The sequence below is a fragment of the Bradyrhizobium sediminis genome, assembly GCF_018736105.1.
Classification (GTDB): Bacteria; Pseudomonadota; Alphaproteobacteria; order Rhizobiales; family Xanthobacteraceae; genus Bradyrhizobium.
In genome coordinates, this window is sequence record NZ_CP076135.1 from 2,212,361 (window position 1) to 2,231,698 (window position 19,338).

11 protein-coding genes are annotated in these 19,338 nt (G+C 61.8%); 3 read left to right on the forward strand and 8 right to left on the reverse strand.

What is annotated here, in order from left to right; genetic code table 11:
- Positions 1–564: 564 nt before the first annotated feature.
- The 7 genes from KMZ68_RS10505 to KMZ68_RS10535 form a co-directional block, all read right to left on the reverse strand.
- Positions 565–9,165, reverse strand: a complete 8,601-nt coding sequence (locus tag KMZ68_RS10505) for a GH36-type glycosyl hydrolase domain-containing protein (RefSeq protein ID WP_215615699.1) — start codon at positions 9,163–9,165, stop codon at positions 565–567.
- Positions 9,166–9,833: 668 nt separating this feature from the next.
- Positions 9,834–10,067: a hypothetical protein gene (locus tag KMZ68_RS10510; RefSeq protein WP_215615700.1), complete on the reverse strand. Its 234-nt coding sequence runs from the start codon at positions 10,065–10,067 to the stop codon at positions 9,834–9,836.
- A gap of 257 nt (positions 10,068–10,324) precedes the next feature.
- Positions 10,325–11,716 (reverse strand): MFS transporter, encoded by a 1,392-nt coding sequence (locus tag KMZ68_RS10515; protein ID WP_215615701.1) that lies wholly within the window; start codon positions 11,714–11,716, stop codon positions 10,325–10,327.
- Positions 11,679–11,948, reverse strand: a complete 270-nt coding sequence (locus tag KMZ68_RS10520) for a YbhB/YbcL family Raf kinase inhibitor-like protein (RefSeq protein WP_215615702.1) — start codon at positions 11,946–11,948, stop codon at positions 11,679–11,681. Before KMZ68_RS10520 ends, KMZ68_RS10515 begins: the two co-directional genes overlap by 38 nt.
- Before the next feature lie 117 nt (positions 11,949–12,065).
- Entirely contained in the window at positions 12,066–14,906 is a 2,841-nt protein-coding gene (locus tag KMZ68_RS10525) for an AMP-binding protein (protein ID WP_215615703.1), read from the reverse strand.
- Between the two features lie 602 nt (positions 14,907–15,508).
- The gene (locus KMZ68_RS10530) at positions 15,509–15,937 is read right to left on the reverse strand and encodes a universal stress protein (RefSeq protein WP_215615704.1); all 429 of its coding nucleotides are present in this window, start codon (positions 15,935–15,937) and stop codon (positions 15,509–15,511) included.
- 128 nt (positions 15,938–16,065) lie between these two features.
- Entirely contained in the window at positions 16,066–16,524 is a 459-nt protein-coding gene (locus KMZ68_RS10535; RefSeq protein WP_215615705.1) for a YbhB/YbcL family Raf kinase inhibitor-like protein, read from the reverse strand.
- Positions 16,525–16,704: 180 nt separating this feature from the next.
- Between KMZ68_RS10535 and KMZ68_RS10540 the strand changes: the two genes are divergently transcribed.
- The 3 genes from KMZ68_RS10540 to KMZ68_RS10550 all read left to right on the forward strand — a co-directional run bounded on the left by KMZ68_RS10540 (position 16,705) and on the right by KMZ68_RS10550 (position 18,598).
- Positions 16,705–16,968 (forward strand): hypothetical protein, encoded by a 264-nt coding sequence (locus tag KMZ68_RS10540; RefSeq protein WP_215615706.1) that lies wholly within the window; start codon positions 16,705–16,707, stop codon positions 16,966–16,968.
- Positions 16,969–17,327: 359 nt separating this feature from the next.
- On the forward strand, positions 17,328–17,981 hold the full coding sequence (locus tag KMZ68_RS10545; protein ID WP_215615707.1) for a BON domain-containing protein: 654 nt from the start codon (positions 17,328–17,330) through the stop codon (positions 17,979–17,981).
- 47 nt (positions 17,982–18,028) lie between these two features.
- Positions 18,029–18,598 (forward strand): HPF/RaiA family ribosome-associated protein, encoded by a 570-nt coding sequence (locus KMZ68_RS10550; protein WP_215615708.1) that lies wholly within the window; start codon positions 18,029–18,031, stop codon positions 18,596–18,598.
- A gap of 82 nt (positions 18,599–18,680) precedes the next feature.
- Here the strand turns inward: KMZ68_RS10550 and pncA are convergent, their stop codons facing one another.
- Positions 18,681–19,319, reverse strand: a complete 639-nt coding sequence (gene pncA / locus KMZ68_RS10555) for a bifunctional nicotinamidase/pyrazinamidase (protein WP_371741471.1) — start codon at positions 19,317–19,319, stop codon at positions 18,681–18,683.
- Positions 19,320–19,338 lie beyond the last annotated feature (19 nt).

Sequence of the window (19,338 nt, forward strand, 5' to 3'; positions counted from 1 at the left end):
TTGGATGGCGGCGACCATTGCGCATCCGATGCTTTGCGCCGGACCGCGGTGCTGCACGAGTTCATCTGGTCCTGCAGTGTCGTACCGGCCAAATCAGGATATCGGCGGAGCCAACCACGCCGTGAACGTAAGCGCTTGAAACGAAGGGAATATGCTTTAGGTGTCGCTTCGGATTGTCCTCGGCCCATATCAGTCAGCCACGGGCGATATGGTAAAGAGAAATAGTATCAATATGTTGGATCATTTATTCTCCGTCGCGCCGATGATGGATTGGAACGAGAGTTTAATTCTTGTGCACCGGGGGATCAAAGAAAATCCAGCGACATCCAACGTGAGAAGCGCTGAACTGAATGCGGTTCACTGTCAGCAGCGGCCGATGCTTCGAGACGGTGTGATCTCGTTAGGCAAGCCTGTATCGTCGAAGCCGACCTTTACCGAGCGTCCAATTCGCGTAATGGCGACTATGGAATGTCCGCTCTTGAGGGCAGAGCAGACGTCTCTTGACCGGTCAATGTCAGCTTTAGGCAGGTGCCGACCGTTGACGCGAACCGGAAGCGTGGCGGGTTAGCCCAGCCAGACTTGCAGCCGATGGGTGGCGCCGTCGTCTTTGAGTGGGAAGGAGAGCGGCCGCGCGGTGATCGTCGCGCCATCGAGCTCCGCCGCCGCGACGCCTCGCTGCACGCTTTGCGGGTTCTCGACCACGATCTCGTACCGTGACGCGCCGTGGCGGAGGGTGATCTCGAAACGGGGCCACGACTTGGGAATGCACGGGTCAAGACGCAGAGTCCTGCCTTCGATGCGAAGTCCGAGGATGCACTCGACGCCAGCGCGTTGCATCCAGCCGGCCGAGCCCGTGTACCAGGTCCAGCCGCCGCGCCCGACATGGCCGGATGCTGCGTAGACGTCGGCGGCGACGACGTAGGGCTCCACCTTGTAGCGGTGCATGTCGACGCGCGTGCGGGCGTGGTTGATCGGATTAAGAATCCAGAAGAGCGCTGCTGCCTTGTCGCCATCTCCGAGGCCTGCAAAGGCCATCACGGACCAGAGGGCGGCATGCGTGTACTGGCCGCCATTCTCGCGGACGCCCGGCGGATAGCCCTTGATGTAACCAGGGTCGAGCGGCGAGCGATCAAACGGCGGCGTGAACAGCAACGCCAACCCTTCGTGGTGCAGAATCAGCTCGCGGTCGACGGCCCTCATACCTTGGGCCGCGCGGTCGGGCCGCGCCGCGCCGGAGATCACTGCCCATGACTGAGAAATAGAGTCGATGCGGCACTCTTCGTTCGTTGCCGAGCCTAGCGGAGTGCCGTCGTCGAACCAGGCCCGCCGATACCAGTCCCCGTCCCAAGCTTCGCTTTCCAAGGCAGTCTTCAGCGCTTGCATATGCTCCCGCCAGTTCGCCGCCCGCGTCGCGTCACCGCGCGTATCAGCGATGGTTGCGAAGGCGTCGAGAGCGGCGTGCAACAGCCAGCCAAGCCAGACACTCTCGCCCCGGCCGCCTTCGCCGACGCGGTTCATGCCGTCGTTCCAATCGCCGCCGCCGATCAGCGGAAGGCCATGGTTGCCGACCGCTAGGCTCGCGTCCAGCGCACGGGCACAATGTTCGTAGAGGCTTGCGGTTTGGTCCGAGACGATCGGCTGGAAGAAGCTGTCGCTCTCGCCTGGCTGCAGCGCCTGGCCTGTCAGGAACGGGACGACTTCATCGAGCACGAGGGTGTCGGCGGTGACTCTCACATAGTGCGCGACGGCGTAGGCGAGCCACACGCGGTCGTCCGATATACGCGTGCGCACTCCCTGGCCTGAGTGCGGAAGCCACCAGTGCTGGACGTCGCCCTCGACGAACTGGCGGCGAGCGGTCCTGAGGAGATGTTCGCGGGTTATCGATGGGCGGATCGCGGCGAGCGCCATGCAGTCCTGCAACTGGTCCCGGAAGCCATAGGCGCCACTGGCTTGGTAGAAACCAGATCGCGCCCAGACGCGGCAGGCGAGCGTTTGGTAGATGAGCCAGCCGTTGAGCATGATGTCCATCGACCGGTCCGGCGTTCGGACCTGGACTGCGCCGACTAACTCATCCCAAAACCCACGGACCTCGGTGAGCACGGCGTCTAGGTCCGCCAGACGGTAGCGCGCGATCAACGATTGCGCCTCCGCCTCGTCGTGGGCGTCGCCGAGGAAGAAGACGATTTCGGCAACACCGTTCGGCGCGATCTCGACCGTGGTCTGGAGAGCGGCGCAAGGATCAAGTCCGGAGCCGACCCGCCCCGATAGTGGAGTCCCGTTAATCAGGGCCGCCGGCCAAGCAAGCGCGCCGTTGCGGCCGATAAATTCCCGGCGATCGCCTGTCCAGCTCGTTTGGCGTCCAGCCAGGTCCGCGAAAGCGGAGCGTCTCGCGAAGGCCGGATTCCATAGGTTGTTTGCAATCATCGCCCCGCTTTCCGGATCGATGCGCGTGGTGATAGATGGCGCCGCCGCGCCGCGGGACGCACCGAGAACCCATTCCACGTAAGCCGTCACCGACAGCCGTCTGGTGCGGCCCGAAAGATTGCGCATTCTCAGGCGCGAGATCTTCAGCGGATCAGCGAGCGGTACATACTCGAGTAGCTCCGCAGCGATGCCTTGTGAGGTGTGCTCAAAACGGCTGTAACCCCATCCATGGCGCGCCGAATAAGTGGCCGCTTCGTCCCGGATCGGCAGCGCTGTGGGGCTCCAGAGACGTCCAGTCTCCTCATCCCGAAGATAGAAAGCTTGGCCCGGTTGATCAGTGACTGGATCGTTGGACCAAGGCGTCAGCTGATGCTCGCGACTGTTCACTGACCAGGCGTAACCGCCGCCTTCCGCGGACACCAGGAAACCGAAGGTAGGATTGGCGATCACGTTGATCCACGGCACTGGCGTCGATTGACCCGGGCCGAGGATCGTCACGTAGTCGCGGCCACTCTTGGCGAAGCCACCCAGGCTATTGAAGAACTCCACGCCAGGCGGCCGTCGCGAGATCTGAAGCTCGGAGGCGGGCAGAGCACGCTGTGCTGTGACCCGGGGCCCAGGTCTGACTGCGGGCGCGCGCTCAAGCTGATCGGCGAGCCGTCCGCGCGCTCCGACCAGGATAACTCGCGCGACGGACGCAAGAAGACCCAAGGCCTCCGGCGAGGTCAGGTCGGAGCGCAGCATGAAGGTGTGCCCGGCTGGCCCATCTTCTCCAATCTGGGGCCGGGATTGGCTGGCCCTCACCAAGGTTTCCAGCGCGGTCTGGAGATCCTGAACGTAGGAGGAGGCGAGCTCGTTGACGATAACCAAGTCCACCGCAAGCCGTTTCATCCGCCAATATTCCACCGCCTGGAGCGCCTCGCGCGCCACACTGAGTTGGTCGATGTCGGAGATGCGGACCAGGATGATCGGCAGATCGCCAGATATGCCCATGCCCCACAAGCCCGGCTGCCCACCACTCCCGCTTTCGATGGTTTCCGACGGCGCGCGCAGCACGGGCGCCGCGTAGACGAGGTGACCCGCCAGACGCTGGTATTGCCCGGCCTCGCCGCGAGTGATGCCGAGGTGGTGCAATTGCACCTGGGCTTGCGTCCAGGCGAGCGCAGCGGCGCGCTCGAAGGCGCCGACATCGTGGTGCTTGTCGGCAAGATCGAGAATCTCCTGGCGCGAGGAGGCGACCATCGTCCAGAAGTCGATCCGTGCCGTCGCGCCCGGCGCGATCCGCACCCGGCGGCGCAAGGCAAATATCGGATCGAGCACCGCACCGGTCGAGCCGGAGAGTGGCCGGCCCCCCATCACTGCGCCCGGCGCGCGAATACTGCCGCCTCGACCCAGAAACCGCGCGCGATCGGTCTCGAACTCGCGCTTGCCCGCCGCCATACCGTCGACAACCACCAAGTGCGCAGCCCAGATTTGCGGGTCCGTGGGCGCCCGCCGCCGCCTGGTCGCCAATATGGCGCCGAGGCCGGCGAGATGCTCGGTCTCGATGAACAGTTTCGAGAATGCGGGGTGTGCCAGGTCTGCGGCCTGCGGCGCCAGAGCCAATTCGAGGTAGGAAGTCACCTCAATCTCGCGCAGTTGGTCGCCGAGATTGGAAATGGTCACCCGGCGCACCTCCGCATCGTCTTCGGCGGAAACCAGCACCTCCATGTTGGTCGTCAGCGCCCCGTCTCGACGCGTGAACTCAGCGCGATCCTCGTTGAAGGTGACCTCGCACGCCTCAGGCTCGGTACCAGTCGGCTGGTAGGTCGCCGACCAGACTTTGCCGCTCGCGATGTCCCTCAAGAAGACGTACGAGCCCCAATCGTCGCAGGTGGCGTCCTCTCGCCAGCGGGTCACAGCCAGGTCGCGCCAGGCACTGTAGCCGGACCCGGCCGCCGTAAGCATCACGGAGTAGCGGCCGTTCGACAGCAGTTGCGTGGCCGGCGTAGCGCTGTACGGGCTGGCCTTTCGCCAAGTGCCGGCTCCTTCGATCTCGCGGATCCTGGCCGCCGACATCGCATCCGAGACCAACGGTGGAGTCGCCGTGACCTCGCGTGGTACGCGTTCCTGCAAAAGCAACTCTGTCGCTTGAACGATCGGCTCGGCATGGAAGCGGTTTCGCATCACGCCGTCCAGCAGGGCATCGGCGATCGCGGTGATCGTCATGCCTTGGTGGTGGGCCATGAAAGCACGCACAATGGCAACGCTATCTCCGTCCGGGACGCGGGCTCGCGTGAAGTCCAGCGCCTCGTAGAAACCGTAACGGCCGCGGGCGCCGAGGGCCTCGAGCCGCTCGAAGTTTTGCACGGCGGCCTGAGGGTCAACCATGCTCGCCAAGGCGGTGGCATAGGGAGCGACCACGACATTGTCCGCCAGCCCTCGCTTCAGGCCGAGACCTGGAATGCCGAAGTTGGAGTATTGGTAGGTGAACTCCAGATCCTGCGCGTTGTATGCGGACTCCGAGACGCCCCACGGCGCCCGCATCGTCGCTCCATACTCGATCTGGCGGCGGACAATCAGCCGATTGGTCTGCTCGATCAAGCTCGCGGCTGGCGCCTTCATGACGATGGAAGGCATCAGGTACTCGAACATCGAGCCCGACCACGAGATCAGTGCTGCGCCATTCGCCGCCTCGGTCACCGCACGGCCCAGCCGGAACCAATGCCGCGCCGGTGCGTCCCTCTTGGCGATGGCCATGAAGCTTGCGAGCCTCGCCTCCGAGGCGAGAAGGTCATAACAGCGCGGATCGAGCTCGCCCTCAGGCGCCCTGTATCCGATTGAGAGCAGCAGCCGGTCGGGGTCGAGCAGAAAGTCGAACTTCATCGACAGCGCTGTCGACCGCGCGGTTTCCTCCAGTGACTTCAGCCGCGCCTCCAGCGAGGCTGCGCTAGTCGCGCAAAGATCGCGCCGGTGACTTTCTATGCAGGCGCCTACTGCATCCGCCCAGAACTGCAGGTCCGCACCCGCCTGGTCGCTTTCTTCGAGAACGGTCTGATGGACGGCGTCGGCCAGGATCGCGGCCTGTTCGGAAAGTTCCGCAAGCTGCTGTTCGATACCAATGGCGCGGACGCTCGCCTGAAGCAGGCTAGAGGCTAGTCGTGCAATCTCGTCATCGAGCCGCCGCCATGACACCGCTTGGGACTTGCGCAGGCCGCGCAACCGGCGAGCCTCGTCCCGGACCAGGTCGAGAACATCCGCCACGCCTTGCATGCGCTGCTGCTCCGCCATGGCCGAGGTACTCCACTCATGGCACGCGTTGGCGAGCGCGATCAGGTGTCCAGCAAGGTTCCCGCTGTCGACCGAGGACACGTACTGCGGATCGAGCGGACGCAAGTCACGTGTGTCGTACCAATTGAAGAAGTGGCCCCGGTACTTCGTCAGCCGATCCATGGTCGCGAGCGTCGCCTCGAGCCGCTCCACACCCTCGAGGGTCCCGATCCACCCGAAGTCGCGCGCGCAGGCTACCGACAACAAATAGAGGCCGATATTGGTCGGCGATGTGCGATGGGCTAACACGAACTCTGGAGCTTCCTGCAAATTGTCTGGCGGAAGCATGTTGTCGGTCGGTGTGACCGATGCTTCGAAGAAACGCCATGTCCTCCGGGCGATACGGCGTAAACTATGCGCGTCGGCCTCGGCCAGCGGACGCCGGCCCAAGACTCGAGGCGACAGGCTCGCCAAAAGTGCGACGGTCGGAGAGGCGAACCAAGCTCCCGCGAATACGGCGGCCAAGGGCCACGTTTGGTGTCCCCAGAGCCAAGCGACGCCCACGGCTACAGCGCCAATGACCAAGGCCCCCGACATTCGACGGTAGAAACGCCGCGCCCGTGGACGCGGTCCGAACGCCGCGTGGGCCGCAGGGACCCATTCGAGAAGGTTGCGGCGCGTAACCGCGAGCCGTATGAGGGTGCGAACGATTGCGTCACCCATCAGCCAAGCCTGGTGAGCCAGAAAAACGATCATCAAGCCAGACTGGATAAGCGCAAGGCGCAGCTCCGCGCCCAGAGCCCGGACATGACTGCGCAGCGTCACGCCGGGGCGGCGCGGCGCGATCTCCGCGATCACGGGAATGAATGGCGGCAGGACGATCGTCGATAGAATGAATGCGGTCCAGACCGCGGCTTCTTCAAGCGGCATGGCCCATCCTGCGATCAGCGCCACAACAACCGCCGGCGCAGCCAGCGACCGCCGCAGGTTGTCGAGGATCTTCCAGCGGCCGATCGCGGGAACCCCCGACCGTGGCCGATGATCGGCCCGTCTGGGCCCACGTCCGAAGAGCCAAGGCAGCAGCTGCCAGTCGCCTCGCGCCCAGCGGTGGTGGCGAAGAGCGGCAACGTCATAGCGAGGAGGAAAATCCTCCACCACCTCGACATCAGAGGCCAGGCCGGCGCGAGCGAATATCCCCTCGAACAGATCGTGGCTGAGGAGCGTTGACTCGGGCACGCGTCCGTGTAGCGCCGCCTCAAAGGCGTCTACATCGTAGATACCCTTGCCCGTATATGAGCCCTCGCCGAAGAGGTCTTGGTACACGTCCGAGACCGCTGCGGCGTAGGGATCTATGCCGGTTGCGCGGGAGAATACGCGCAGAAAGAGCGAGCCTTCGCGCCCCACCGGCAGTGCAGGCGTGACCCTCGGCTGCAGGATACCGTAGCCTTCGACGACGCGCCCCAGATCTGCGTCAAAGCGCGGCCGGTTCAGAGGATGCGCCATCTTGCCGATGAGCCGTCCGACCGTCTCGCGCGGGAGCCGCGTGTCCGCATCGAGCGTAATAACGTACCGCACATTATTGGGCACAGAGGGGGGCGCCACGAATGTGGTGTCCTTGGCGCCCCGCAGGAGACGATTGAGCTCGCACAGCTTCCCACGCTTTCGTTCCCACCCCATACAGCAGCCTTCGCATTCGCTCCATACGCGCCGCCGATGCAACAGCAGGAAGCGGTCGCCGCCCATTGCAGGTCCGTAGAGTTGGTTCAGCCTCGCGATGCCGTCTTTCGCAGCGGCCAGCAGCTCATCGTCGCCGTCCTCGTGCGCGCTTGGCGCATCGCGCCAATCGGACAGCAGCGCGAAATGAAGTTCACCTTGAGCGCTTGCCAGGTAGTGGATCTCGAGCCGGCCGATCTGCTCCTCGATTTCTTTGAGCGAGGTCAGCAGCGTCGGCACGGCGACCAGAGTGCGCAGGTCCGCAGGGACTCCTCCGCGCAGCTCGAGCGCCGGCAGCAAGGTGGCTCGGAAGCCTCGGGTGACGAGGTAGTTGACGACCGCAACGGCCAAGTCGATCGCTGGTACGAATCCGAGAATTCCTAACAGCAGCAGCCATCTCCACTCCAGGCCACCTAATGCGGCGACAGAAAGCGGAACGGCCAGCAAGCCGGCTGCGACGATCGCGCCGGAGCCGACATAGCCGCCGATTCCCAGCGCGCGATAGGCCAGTCGCGGCCAGGCCAGCGGAGACGACCTGAAACCGATCGCCGCTTCGAATCCGGCACGCCCGCCCGCGATCAAATAGTAGCCGGGATCTGCCAGGCGGACATTGCCGTCATCGGCACTCGCCTCGAACGCGCGCCTCGCCGTCTCCACTGCCGCTTGGGCTACTTCCAATTCGGTGAGTTCACAACCGCGAGCGAGGTGTTCGACTGCGTTGCGATAGAGATTGCGCGACGGGAAATCCATGTGCTCGAAGGCGCTGCCGGCCTCGAAGACGTCATCGACTAGGCTGACGCGCTCGAACAGCTCCGTCCAATCGACGTCGGTGATGAGGCGCATGCTGGTGATGATGTTACGCACGGTGACGGCGCCGGCGACCTGTCTCTGGTGTTCGCCGCGAACGACGGCTTCGGCAGTCTTTCCCTGCCGGGCCAGTTGCTCGTCGAGCCACTCTAACGCCGGCGCAATGCTGGGATCCTGATCGCGCAGCCGATGGACCAACTGCATGAGAAAACTCTCTGGGAACGTTGTCTGTGGATGTGGCGGAAGGGCGGCCTCGGCTGGCTCGACGACACGGCCGCCCGTCCCCAGCAACCGGTCCGCCACGACGTCCGCGGCGCCGCGCCCCGCTCGACTGTCGACAACGCGCTCGGCGATCCGCCTGAGGTTCTCGAGGAGCACGATGCGCAGGGTGGTCGCTACCGCCCACAGTTCGCCAATGCTCAGCGGCTGCACTTCCTGATAAGCGCGCAGGTAGCGGCGCAGCATCTCTGGGTCGAAGAGGCTGTCGGTATGGGCTACGTACGCCCATGCCACGCCGAGCACGCGCGGATACCCCACGAAAGGTCCGCTGGCGAGCTTGGGCAACTGGCGATAGTAGCCGGGCGGTAGATCGACCCGGACCTCCCGGATCTGCTTCTCCACCACATGAAAATTGTCGATCAGCCACTCGGCCGTGGGAGTGATTGCCGCCCCCGCATCGACAGCCGTGGCGACGTCGCGGTAAGCCGCCAGAAGCGAAGCTTCATTGTCGGCAAGCCTCGCCGTCAATGAGGGACCCTTCACGTGGTCGGACATCACGGCTTGCGCGGTGGCAAGGCTGCGCGCGTGTTCTTCAAGCCGCTCGACACTAAACAGCTCGGCCCGGATCGGAGCTTCGTCGTCCCACGGCGGAGATGGTCCACGTGCCCACGGCCATGGCCGAAACCGCAAGCTCAGCGCACTCTTGAGGCGCGGTCTGCGTCGGCCCGCGAAGTCGTCGATGTCGACAAGCATGGTCCTGAGGCCCCTTCAACGTGGGCCTGGCCGCTGGCCCCGCCAGCATCCCATACTCCCACCATCCTTCGGGAGCGCCTCAAGCCGCGGCGGATCTTGTGTCCGTGGTTTTCGTAAGCGGCTCGCTTGGGACGGCATCCTCGACAATTACTTCCGCGCACTCGCCATGGCAGCGGATGGCGCGGGCCAAGCAGTTCGCCTCACGGATCGCCAAATCTCTCGACCAGAAAGGTGTAACCATGCGCTCATCCATCCGGATGGCCCAGCCGTGCTGCTCTTTGACAACGTTAAATGTGATCATCGCATATCACCGCGAATGGGCTGCAAGAAATTTCGCATTTCCTACCTACTACGCGCCCGATGATTGAGACTGCAGATGCCTATGCATTCAACAACGTGGAGGATCGGCGGCGTTGATCTATATCAAACGTTCTCCGGCGGCTCCGGTTCCCGAGGTAAAAGAGAAAAGTTGCCCTGATGCGGGCGAATCGTCCGGCCTCGTCCGCCCGTATGGCCATGGACCCATTTTGCCAATCGATTGAAACACTTGAACAGTTGTTGCTTCGGTCTCGTGATCTAGCAGGCTGCTGAAATATTCCCTCGCCTTTTCGCTACAGCGCGATACCTTGCCTTCTGCAAGGTGATTAGCCATCCGCTTTTGCTCTTGGTTACAGCGGTCCAATATTGCGGTTGGCGACGCTTTGGGAAGCTGCGTTTTCAAAAGCGCCGGCTGCACAAGACTCCAGTCCCGCAGCGAGATGCATCTCGCCCGGCAGCGGACCGGCACCGATATCAAACTTCGGCTGCTTTCCCTCCATATGGGCGACGGCGATCGTGTCCTCACAATAACGCGCCTTCTTCATCACCTTGTACATCCACAAGAGTTGCGATTTGCTCGGCATTGGAAGCCTCCCGACATGCATTCACGCGCGGTTATTCATGAGTAAGCTGACAGAGATGGGTCGGGGTGTAATTGATCTTGCGAAAATGCGGAGGACGATTGGGGAAGTGGGAGAGAGTGGAGGGGGTTGTGCCGTTGATCGAAGCGGGGTCCGCCTGGCGCGGCGGCGCGCGCGGGCGATCCAGCCGAACTCTTCGGCGGAGAAGCGAAGTCTTTCGAGATCGTCGAGTGCAATGCGCAGAAAGGCTTGCCGCAGCTCTATTCCTCCCGCACCCGCGTCAGCAACGCCAGGCCCGCCACAAAGAATACCACCAGCACCGCCATGCCGGCCTTCTGACTTGCGGTGATTGCCGTAATCGCGCCGATCAGCAGTGGCCCGACGAAGGAGGTGACTTTTCCGGTCAGCGCGAACAATCCGAAATATTGGGCGATGAGATCTTTCGGCGCCATGCGGATCAGCAGCGTGCGGGATGCGGCCTGCAGCGGGCCGCCGGCGGCGCCGATCAAACATCCGAGCACCAGATAGGCCCGTTCCGCCGCGCCAGAGAAAAGAGCGCCGCCTGGCGTTGGCGGCGCCACCTTGATGAACAGAATTGAATCCATGTCCACCAGCAAGATCGCAACGATCGCAAACAGCAGGATCAGCATGCTGCCGGCGATCACCCGTTTCGGTCCGAGCTTGTCGTCGAGCTTGCCGCCAAGCCACGCGCCGAAAGTGCCGGCGATCGCCAGCAGGATACCGAAAGTGCCGATCTGAATCGTGTTCCACCCGAAGGTGCCGGCGGCGTAGATGCCGCCGAACGTGAACAGTGACACCAGAGCGTCGGTGTAGATCATGTTGGCGAGCAGAAACGCCGCCATCGATTTTTGTTTCGGCAATTCGGCGAGCGTTTGTCTTAACTCTGTCAATCCCTCGCGCAGTGCTTCGCCTATTCGCCGCTTGGCGGGATAATCCGGCGTCAGCAGGAACATCGGCAGCACGAAGATGATGAACCAGATCCCTGTCAGCGGGCCGGTGATGCGGTCGCCCTGATGCGTGACGGGATCGAGACAAAACAGCGGCATAAAGCCGAACAGCGTGCGCCCGGTGTCAGGACTGGCGGCGAGAAATCCGAGCACAAGGATCAGACTTAAGATTCCGCCGACATAGCCGGTAGCCCAGCCGGTGCCGGACAATCGCCCGATCTTGTCCGGCGGCACCAGCGACGGCATCATCGCATTATTGAAGACGGTGGCTAATTCGACGCCGATGGTAGCGATCCCATAGGCGAGCAGCAGCTGTGGAATGACGCTAGCGTCGCCGGGCTTTCCAAACCACATCAGACCGGAGCCGATCACCAGCAGCGTACCGAACGCTGCGATCCACGGCTTGCGGCGGCCGCTCCTGTCCGCAATCGCGCCAAGAACAGGTGACATCAGCGCGATCATCAGCCCCGCGGCCGCAGTCGCAAAGCCCCACAACGCCTGTCCGTTCGCGGGATCAGAGGCCAAATGCGTTGCGAAATAGGGTGCGAACACGAAGGTTGTGATCAGCGTGAAAAAAGGTTGCGTAGCCCAATCGAAGAAAATCCAGCTAATGACGGCGGCACGCGGGGGATAATTCTGCTGCATATCAGCGATGCGTGTGTGCGAAGCTGCGATCACCGCCATGCTCGAAAATATCCTTGTCAATCACGAGGAGGCGTTTGCCTTGGGCGTCGGAACCTACCCAGTGATGCCACGTACCCGCGGGCGCATCAGGATCATCGCAGAGGACGACAAAGCTTGGAGCTCGCGTTGGTGCGCCGCTCCGATTAAGGGAAGGGGACACGTCTTCGGCATCGCAGGTGAAGCGATTTTGGATCGCTGGCCCATCGGTAAAGGCAACTGAGCTCAGCTGCACGAAACTTCTCCTTATGCTAGGATAAATGATGCGCCAACGTTGACTTCGGCGGATTGATACGAGTCAATATCACAGAGCTCCCGGTTTGTGCCGCACCGGCGTCCGTCAGTCATTTGCTCACGTCGTGGCCGGTGACGATGCGGGTTTAATCAACTCGCCGAGGTCGGGCTCCCCGCAACGCGCCAACATGACATTTCGTACCGCATCGCGTAGTCGCAGTACTGAGGTGAAATCCGCACCCGACGGCATCACCGGCTCTCCGATCTCGACGCTGATCGCAGCGCGCCGGGGAAACCATTGATCGCTGCGCAGGATCGATCGCGTCCCGTGGATGATGCCGGGCAGGACGGGAAGGTTTGCCTCGGCCGCGACCTTGAACGCACCGAGATAGAACCCGGACAGGCCGGTCCTTCGGGTGAAGGTCCCCTCCGGGAAGAACACCAGGGTACGGCCCTGGTGCGCGTGCGCGATCAACGCCTCGGCGTCGGCGAGGCTACCGGACACATCGTAGCGCTCGACGAACGGTATTGCGAGGCGCCGCAGGAGCGGCCCCGCAAAAGATTGCCCCGCCAATTCCCTCTTGGCGACGATCGCAGGCTCACCCGGGAGAACCGCGACGAGCACGAGAGAGTCCATGTAGCTGGAATGATTGAAGACCAGCATCGCGCCACGGTCTGGAATGCGATCGATGCCGGTGACCGAGACCGGGACCCCCATCGCCGCCAGTGTGCCGCGGCTGATCCACCTGAGTGCTGACCAGCGCCAAGCGAGACGCGGCACGATGATGATGGTGAGCGATCCCAACAGAAATGTACCGGTGAGGACGACCCACCACCATGCCGCATACAGGGCTTCGCCCAACAACCGCGTAAAGCGCCTGATTTGGGGGCCTGCCCCCGATAGCCCCAAGCGTAGCAGCTGCCACCACAGAGGGCGTTGTACTGGGCCGATATGGCCGCTCTCGTAAAGTGCCTTGGCCGCGCTGCGGCGGATCTTGCCGCTTGACGTCTTCGGCACGGTGCGCGGTGGTGCGAGCACGATTTCGTCTGGCGGGGTGCCCGCAATGTCGGTCGTGACCTCGTGGGCGCGGGCATGCAGTGCCGCGCGCGCTGCTGGATCGGCTTCTCGGGTCTCGGCAAGGACGACGACGCGCTCGGTGCCCGAGGCTTGATCGGTCACGCCGAATACCGCGACCCCACCCTTGCGGATACCCGGGATGTCAGCAACGGCCTCCTCGATTTCCTGCGGGTAGAGATGGCGGCCGGCGCGAATGATGATGTCCTTGACGCGCCCGGTGATATAGACGTCGCCTCCGGCCACATACGCGCGGTCGGCGCTGTCGAGCCAACCATCGTGAAATAGCGCGCGGGTCTTGGCTTCGTTGCGGAAATAGCCGCGCGTCGTCGAAGGCCCCCGAAACTCGAGCCGCCCCTCGCATCGCTCGCCGAGCTCACGACCAGTCTCGTCGACCACGCGAACCTCGTGGTCGGGTAGTGGCTGGCCGCAGGCCACGACTTCCAGCGGCCTTGGGTCGTCCGGCTTGGCCGGCTCGGCGAGCCCATGAGTGCCTAGCCTTTCGCGATTGACGCGGTCGATCACCGGCGGGCGGCCGAGTGGCGGAAATGCGAGTCCGACCGAGCTTTCCGCGAGACCATAGACCGGCGCCATCGCCTGGGCTGGAAAACCGTAGCGGCCAAATCGCGCGAGGAAACGGCGCAGTGTCTGCACGCTGACTGGTTCCGCGCCGTTCGCGACCATGCGCAACGAACCGAGATCGAGCCCCTCGAGGCTGGTATCATCGATCTTATTGAGGCACAACTCGAACCCGAAGTTCGGCGATGCGGAGTAGGTCGCGCGAAAGCGGTGGATCGCCCAGAGCCAGCTCTCCGGTCGAACCAGAAAGCTCAACGGCGACATGGCATAAAGCGTCGCGGCATAGTGCAGACATCCCAGCCACGCCCCGATCAGACCCATGTCGTGATAGAGCGGCAGCCAACTCACAAAGACATCGGCTGAACTCGCATCCATCACCCCGCCCATCGCCCGGATGTTGGCGAGCAGATTGGCGTGACTGAGCACCACGCCCTTCGGATCGCCGGTGCTGCCGGATGTGTATTGAATGAGCGCAACGGAATCTGGGTCCTTTACCTGCGGCAGCTCAAGCGGCGTCGCCGACGCATCTACGCCGGCCACGCTTTCGATAGCCGTCAGGGTTTCTACTTGCGCGCGGAGCAGTCCGGCTAGCCGCTGTCCTTCCGGCATTGTGATCAGCATGCAGGCGCCGGCGTTCCGCAGAATGCCGATCTGGCGGCGCAGATGATCCTCGAGCTGCGACAGTCGCATCGGGGGATAGATCGGAACGGGAATGGCGCCAGCATACAGGATGCCGAAGAATGCGACGAAGAAGTCAATACTGGTTGGGAGCATCAAGGCAACGCGATCGCCGGGCACGACTTCACGGGCAATGAGGCCACGCGCGAGCTTGCGCGCGCGGATCGCGAGTTCGCCATAAGTCAACGTGCCGAGGATCGTCGCCTCGTCCTGTAGCACGGTCAGGTGCTGACGATCCGGATGCCGCTCCGCATGCCAGTCAAGCACCTCAAGGAGGGTCCGCGCTTCCCTTGCAGCCGGCACCGACGGAAGCGCGGAAACCGGTGGTGATGCACGAGCCATGCGCTCTCGCGCAGGTCCCGCCTGTTCCAGCGCACGCACCAGGTCGTCGACGGTCTCAGCCTCGCCAATGGTCTGGGCGGGAAGGCGTACACGAAACGCGCGCTCAACGCGCAGGATCAGTTCGGTTCGGCCCAGGCTATCGATGCCGAGATCGCGCTCGATACGGCTGGACGGCTGAACGTCAATGAACCTGATCCGCCGCGGGTGGAGCTCGCGGACAAGTTCGCTTACCAGCGCAATCAACTCGCGCTCGCGAAGCTGTCGTTCGGCAATTATGGCGGGCATTTCAGTTCGGTAAAGCTGCTCCAAAATAAAAGAATAGGATTGCGGGCTGATCAGTTCTTGACACGGATCAATCTCCCGTGGCGGCCAATCCCTATAAGAACCTTTCGAGTTTTCTCCATGAGGCGACGGTCTCGTATGGCGCGCCGTTGCGTAAGCCGCCGAGCATGAATGTGTCATATGAATTCTATAACGACCGAGCAATCGCAGCGGTCCCCGCGCCTTTGCTTTTCAAGATCGTCGAGTGCCTCCAGCCCCGGCGGACCATCAGGAAGGCGCGGCAGCCAGCGCGCAACTATCCCGCGCGCGATGGTTCGTCTCCTTCGTTCTCAGTGAGGATCGCAATGATTTCCGACGCGACGCCCTGTACGGCCGCGCCTGCGCGGAACACATCCGGATCGCCTTCGAGCCACACTGATGCTGTTCGATGTCCGCGATTGTCGGTCGCAGTGACATGATCGCCAGCATCTCCGCAGGATCAATATCACCCAAGACGCCCTTGATTGCGTTCTGTGTTGCCAACGTGGTCCCACCGGAGTTGGATTTTGGCGTCGATGCCTTTTGACTGCGCCCCGGCGAGAGCTGCCAACGCACGGATTTTGCATTCAGGGAACGACGACGACGGCACAGGGTGCGAGGCTGACAAGCTTCTGGGAGACACTGCCAAGCAACAGTCCGGCCAATTGGCCGCGACCACGCCGGCCTACCACGATCATCTCGACCGGGCCGCCCGTGGCGATATCGATCAATGATCGGGTGACGTCACCCCAGCCGACCCGCAGTTCGATCTGGGATGCGCCAAGGTGGCGAGCGCGCGCTTCGGCCGCCTGCAGCGTCTGTGTTGTCAATGCTTCCAGCACGTCGCCAATGCTTTGTTCGGTTCGTACGAGTTGCTGCGCTTCCTCAAATGCGAGGCTATCCGCAACTGTAACAATGAGGAGATCGCCCGACAGCGCTCTGGCGACCTCCGCCGCCACGTCAACCGCGCGATCTGCCCCGCTGGATCCGTCAGTGGCCACCATAATATGTCGCATGAGATTGTCCTCACTTTTGCTCTACTTCATCGTGCTGGCGGGGCTCCGCACCGATCTAGCACACACCAAATTCCGGATGCCCATATCTTCGCCCAACCGGAATGACGCGAGGATTTGAATGCCAGCGACTATCGCTGGTAGATTCCGACGAGGGTTGCCTCGGCAATAACATGCCTGCGTGCTTCTCGCTCGACTTCACGGCAGGAGGGCTTGGCGCCGAGCGATAGGTGGTCGACGGAAAGGGCCAGCAATCGAAAGTGATAGCGATGACGTCCATGACCGCGGGGCGGGCAGGGGCCGCCGTAGCCCACCCGGCGAAAGTCGTTGATGGCTTGCTTGAATCGTGCCATGCCGCCGTCATGGCCCGCGCCTTCGGCAAGTCCCGTTTGGTCAGCATCAATGTCGTAAACGGCCCAATGATGCCATTTTCCTGCGGGCGCATCCGGGTCGTCACAAAGGAAGGCGAAACTGCGGGTCGTCGAAGGTGCGGCCTTCCAATCAATGGGCGGGGATAGATCCTCACCATCGCAGGTGAAACGGCGCGGGATCGCTGAGCCGCCAGAAAAGGCACTTGAGCTAAGCTGCATTGGCCACCTCTGGATAAAACTGTCTCAATGATGGACTGGCTTGATTGATCCTGATCAAGGTTGCATCCACGGTCCGGTCCTCGCGAGCAGGGTCCTCGGCCGCTTGCGAGGAAAGCGGCTTGTTCCAAACCACGATTTGGCGCGCACTAAAATAGCAAAATACGTCCGCTATTGCATCCAATGCTGATAAACGGGCGAACCGGCGATCCGGCGCTCTATATCGAGACTCTGTTCGAGAAGCGGGCGATCCTGTACGATCTTGGCAACATCACGTCATTGTTGCCACGAAAGATGCGACGCCTTGCGCAGTGTTCGTTTCGCACGCCCGTATCGATCATTTTTTTCGGTTTTGATCGTCTGTTAAGGGTGCTCTTCGGTCGGGACAAGAAGATCCATCTCTATGGCCCGATCGGTTTCGTCAATCACGTCCACCACAAGCACTAAGCCTGTCTCTGGAATCTTGTTGATGGCGAACCTGGTGATCTGACGTTCGTGGTGACAGAAATTGATCCCTCTCGTTTCGCCTCAAGACAGCCTTCGCCGCTGAAGCAATGGGTACGGGCCGGATCGACGAAGGCATCGTGGTCAAGGATCCAACCTGCCGGGTTCCAACCGCGACGCTGGAAAAGCGTTGCAGAAAAGCCATTTGCTGACCGGCTCACGTAGAGCGACAGCAACGAACAGAATATTCGGCGAAACGAGCCTCCGCTCCTTTGCCTGACCCGCCTTGACCTGCATCAACAACCCCCCGACGAGGTTAGGCAAGCTTGATTATTGACTATTTATCGCTCAGGAGGCAGGTCATGAACGAATTGAAACTGCGTGACGATATCCTGGACGAACTCGGTTATGAACCCATCGTTGATGCAGCCCATATTGGCGTGGCCGTAGATCAGGATGTTGTAACGCTTTCCGGACACGTCGGCAGCTATGCGCAGAAGCTCGCGGCAATATCCGCGGTGCGCCGGGTAAAGGGCGTGCATGGAATCGCGGACGAGATCGAAGTTCGCTACTCTTCGGATGCAAAGGCGACTGACGATGAGATCGCCAGACGCGCGATCAACGTGCTGTCCTGGGACAGCGTCGTTCCGAGTAATGCAATCCAGGTCACGGTGCGGGATGGGCTGGTAACTTTGACCGGAAAAGTCAACTGGTACTATCAAAAGAGCAGCGCCGAGCGCGATGTTCGCAGGCTGTCGGGCGTGCGCAGCATCGTCAATAATATCGAAATTGAGCCGCATGCAAAGGCCGATAACGTAAAAATGAAGATCGAAGCGGCTCTGAAACGGCACGCTGAAATCGAAGCCAAGGACATACGTGTCACCGTTCGAGATGATGATGAAGTCTTGCTTGAAGGTAAGGTTCGCAATTGGGACGAGAAGTTTGCGGTCGAGAACGCGGCTTGGTCGGCCCCCGGTGTGAAGAACGTCAAGGACCGGCTGACGATAGAGTCTTAGCGACAGCGTCTTGACTGACATCGGCTTCATCCGATGAGGAGAGAGCAATGCAAACGCCAGTTGAAGTAGAATTTCAGGATATGGTTTCCAGTCCTGCGGTCCAGGACATGCTCGCGGAGCATGTGAAGAAGCTTGAACAACTGTTTGGTCGGATTACAGCATGTCGGATCGTCGTAAAAGGTCCCGGGAAACGTCACAAAACCGGCGGCTTATATGAAATCAATATTCGACTGGCGCTACCGGATGGTCGTGAAGTCGACATCGGGCGGACGCCGAAGGAAGACGAGCGACATGCGGATTTGCCATTTGCAATTAACGATGCGTTCAAACGGGCAGGCAGGCGGCTTCAGGATAGCGCGAGGCGCATGGAGGGAATGGTCAAAAGCCACGAAGGGCAATCCATCGGAACTGTCGTACGACTGGACGCCTCCGGCGAATTCGGATTCCTTCGGTCAAACGATGGCGAGGAGATTTACTTCCATCGCAATAGCGTTCTTGACGGAGCGTTTTCCGAACTGGCCATCGGCTCCCGGGTCGTGTTTGCCGATGAGATCGGCGAAAAGGGCCCACAGGCGACCACAGTAAAGCTGCTCGGAAAACACGGGTTGCGGGTCTGACCGCCTCGTTCGCTGGCGCGGCGTTATGCAGATCCGTTTTCCCAGGAATAGCTCTGCTGCCGTCGTTGATGGAAATCATCAATTACGCGAAGTCGCCGGCCGCGATGGCCTGGATGCCAAGATTTTGCAAAGCGGATCGCGCTGCTTCCGCCGATCCGCCGACATCGATGCTGCGGCAAGCATCCTCGATCACGAAGACGGAAAAGCCGGCGCGTTGTGCGTCCTCGGCTGAGTAGCGGACGCAGAAGTCGAACGCCAGCCCGGCGAGAAAAACACGTGTCAGCGAGCGCTCCCGCAAATATCCGGTAAGCCCGGTCGGCGTCTGACGGTCGTTCTCGTAAAACGCCGAATATGAATCGATCGTGCGATGAAACCCCTTGCGCAGGATCATCGTGGCTTGCGAAACACATAGCGATTCATGAAATTGAGCCCCTGACGTTTCCTGCACGCAATGGTCCGGCCAAAGGATCTGAGGACCATAAGGGGCGGCAATGATGTCATTTGGTTGCTTTCCCGGATGCATCGAGGCGAACGAAAAGTGGTCGTGCGGGTGCCAGTCCTGGGTGACGACTATGTTTGCAAAGCGCCCGGCAAGCCGATTTATGACGGGCACCACATCGCTGCCGCCCGGCACCGGAAGGCGACCTCCGGGACAAAAATCATTCTGGACATCGACTACGATCAATACGTCGGTATCGCCTGCGATCATATGAGCGCCCATCTCTGCGGCTCCAGTATGA

Bases quoted from the DNA above. Each gene is read 5' to 3' on its own strand.
- KMZ68_RS10505 (WP_215615699.1), bottom strand. From the start codon at position 9,165: ATGCTTGTCGACATCGACGACTTCGCGGGCCGACGCAGACCGCGCCTC.
- KMZ68_RS10510 (WP_215615700.1), bottom strand. From the start codon at position 10,067: ATGCCGAGCAAATCGCAACTCTTGTGGATGTACAAGGTGATGAAGAAG.
- KMZ68_RS10515 (WP_215615701.1), bottom strand. From the start codon at position 11,716: ATGGCGGTGATCGCAGCTTCGCACACACGCATCGCTGATATGCAGCAG.
- KMZ68_RS10525 (WP_215615703.1), bottom strand. From the start codon at position 14,906: ATGCCCGCCATAATTGCCGAACGACAGCTTCGCGAGCGCGAGTTGATT.
- KMZ68_RS10530 (WP_215615704.1), bottom strand. From the start codon at position 15,937: ATGCGACATATTATGGTGGCCACTGACGGATCCAGCGGGGCAGATCGC.
- KMZ68_RS10535 (WP_215615705.1), bottom strand. From the start codon at position 16,524: ATGCAGCTTAGCTCAAGTGCCTTTTCTGGCGGCTCAGCGATCCCGCGC.
- KMZ68_RS10540 (WP_215615706.1), top strand. From the start codon at position 16,705: ATGCTGATAAACGGGCGAACCGGCGATCCGGCGCTCTATATCGAGACT.
- KMZ68_RS10545 (WP_215615707.1), top strand. From the start codon at position 17,328: ATGAACGAATTGAAACTGCGTGACGATATCCTGGACGAACTCGGTTAT.
- KMZ68_RS10550 (WP_215615708.1), top strand. From the start codon at position 18,029: ATGCAAACGCCAGTTGAAGTAGAATTTCAGGATATGGTTTCCAGTCCT.
- pncA (WP_371741471.1), bottom strand. From the start codon at position 19,319: ATGGGCGCTCATATGATCGCAGGCGATACCGACGTATTGATCGTAGTC.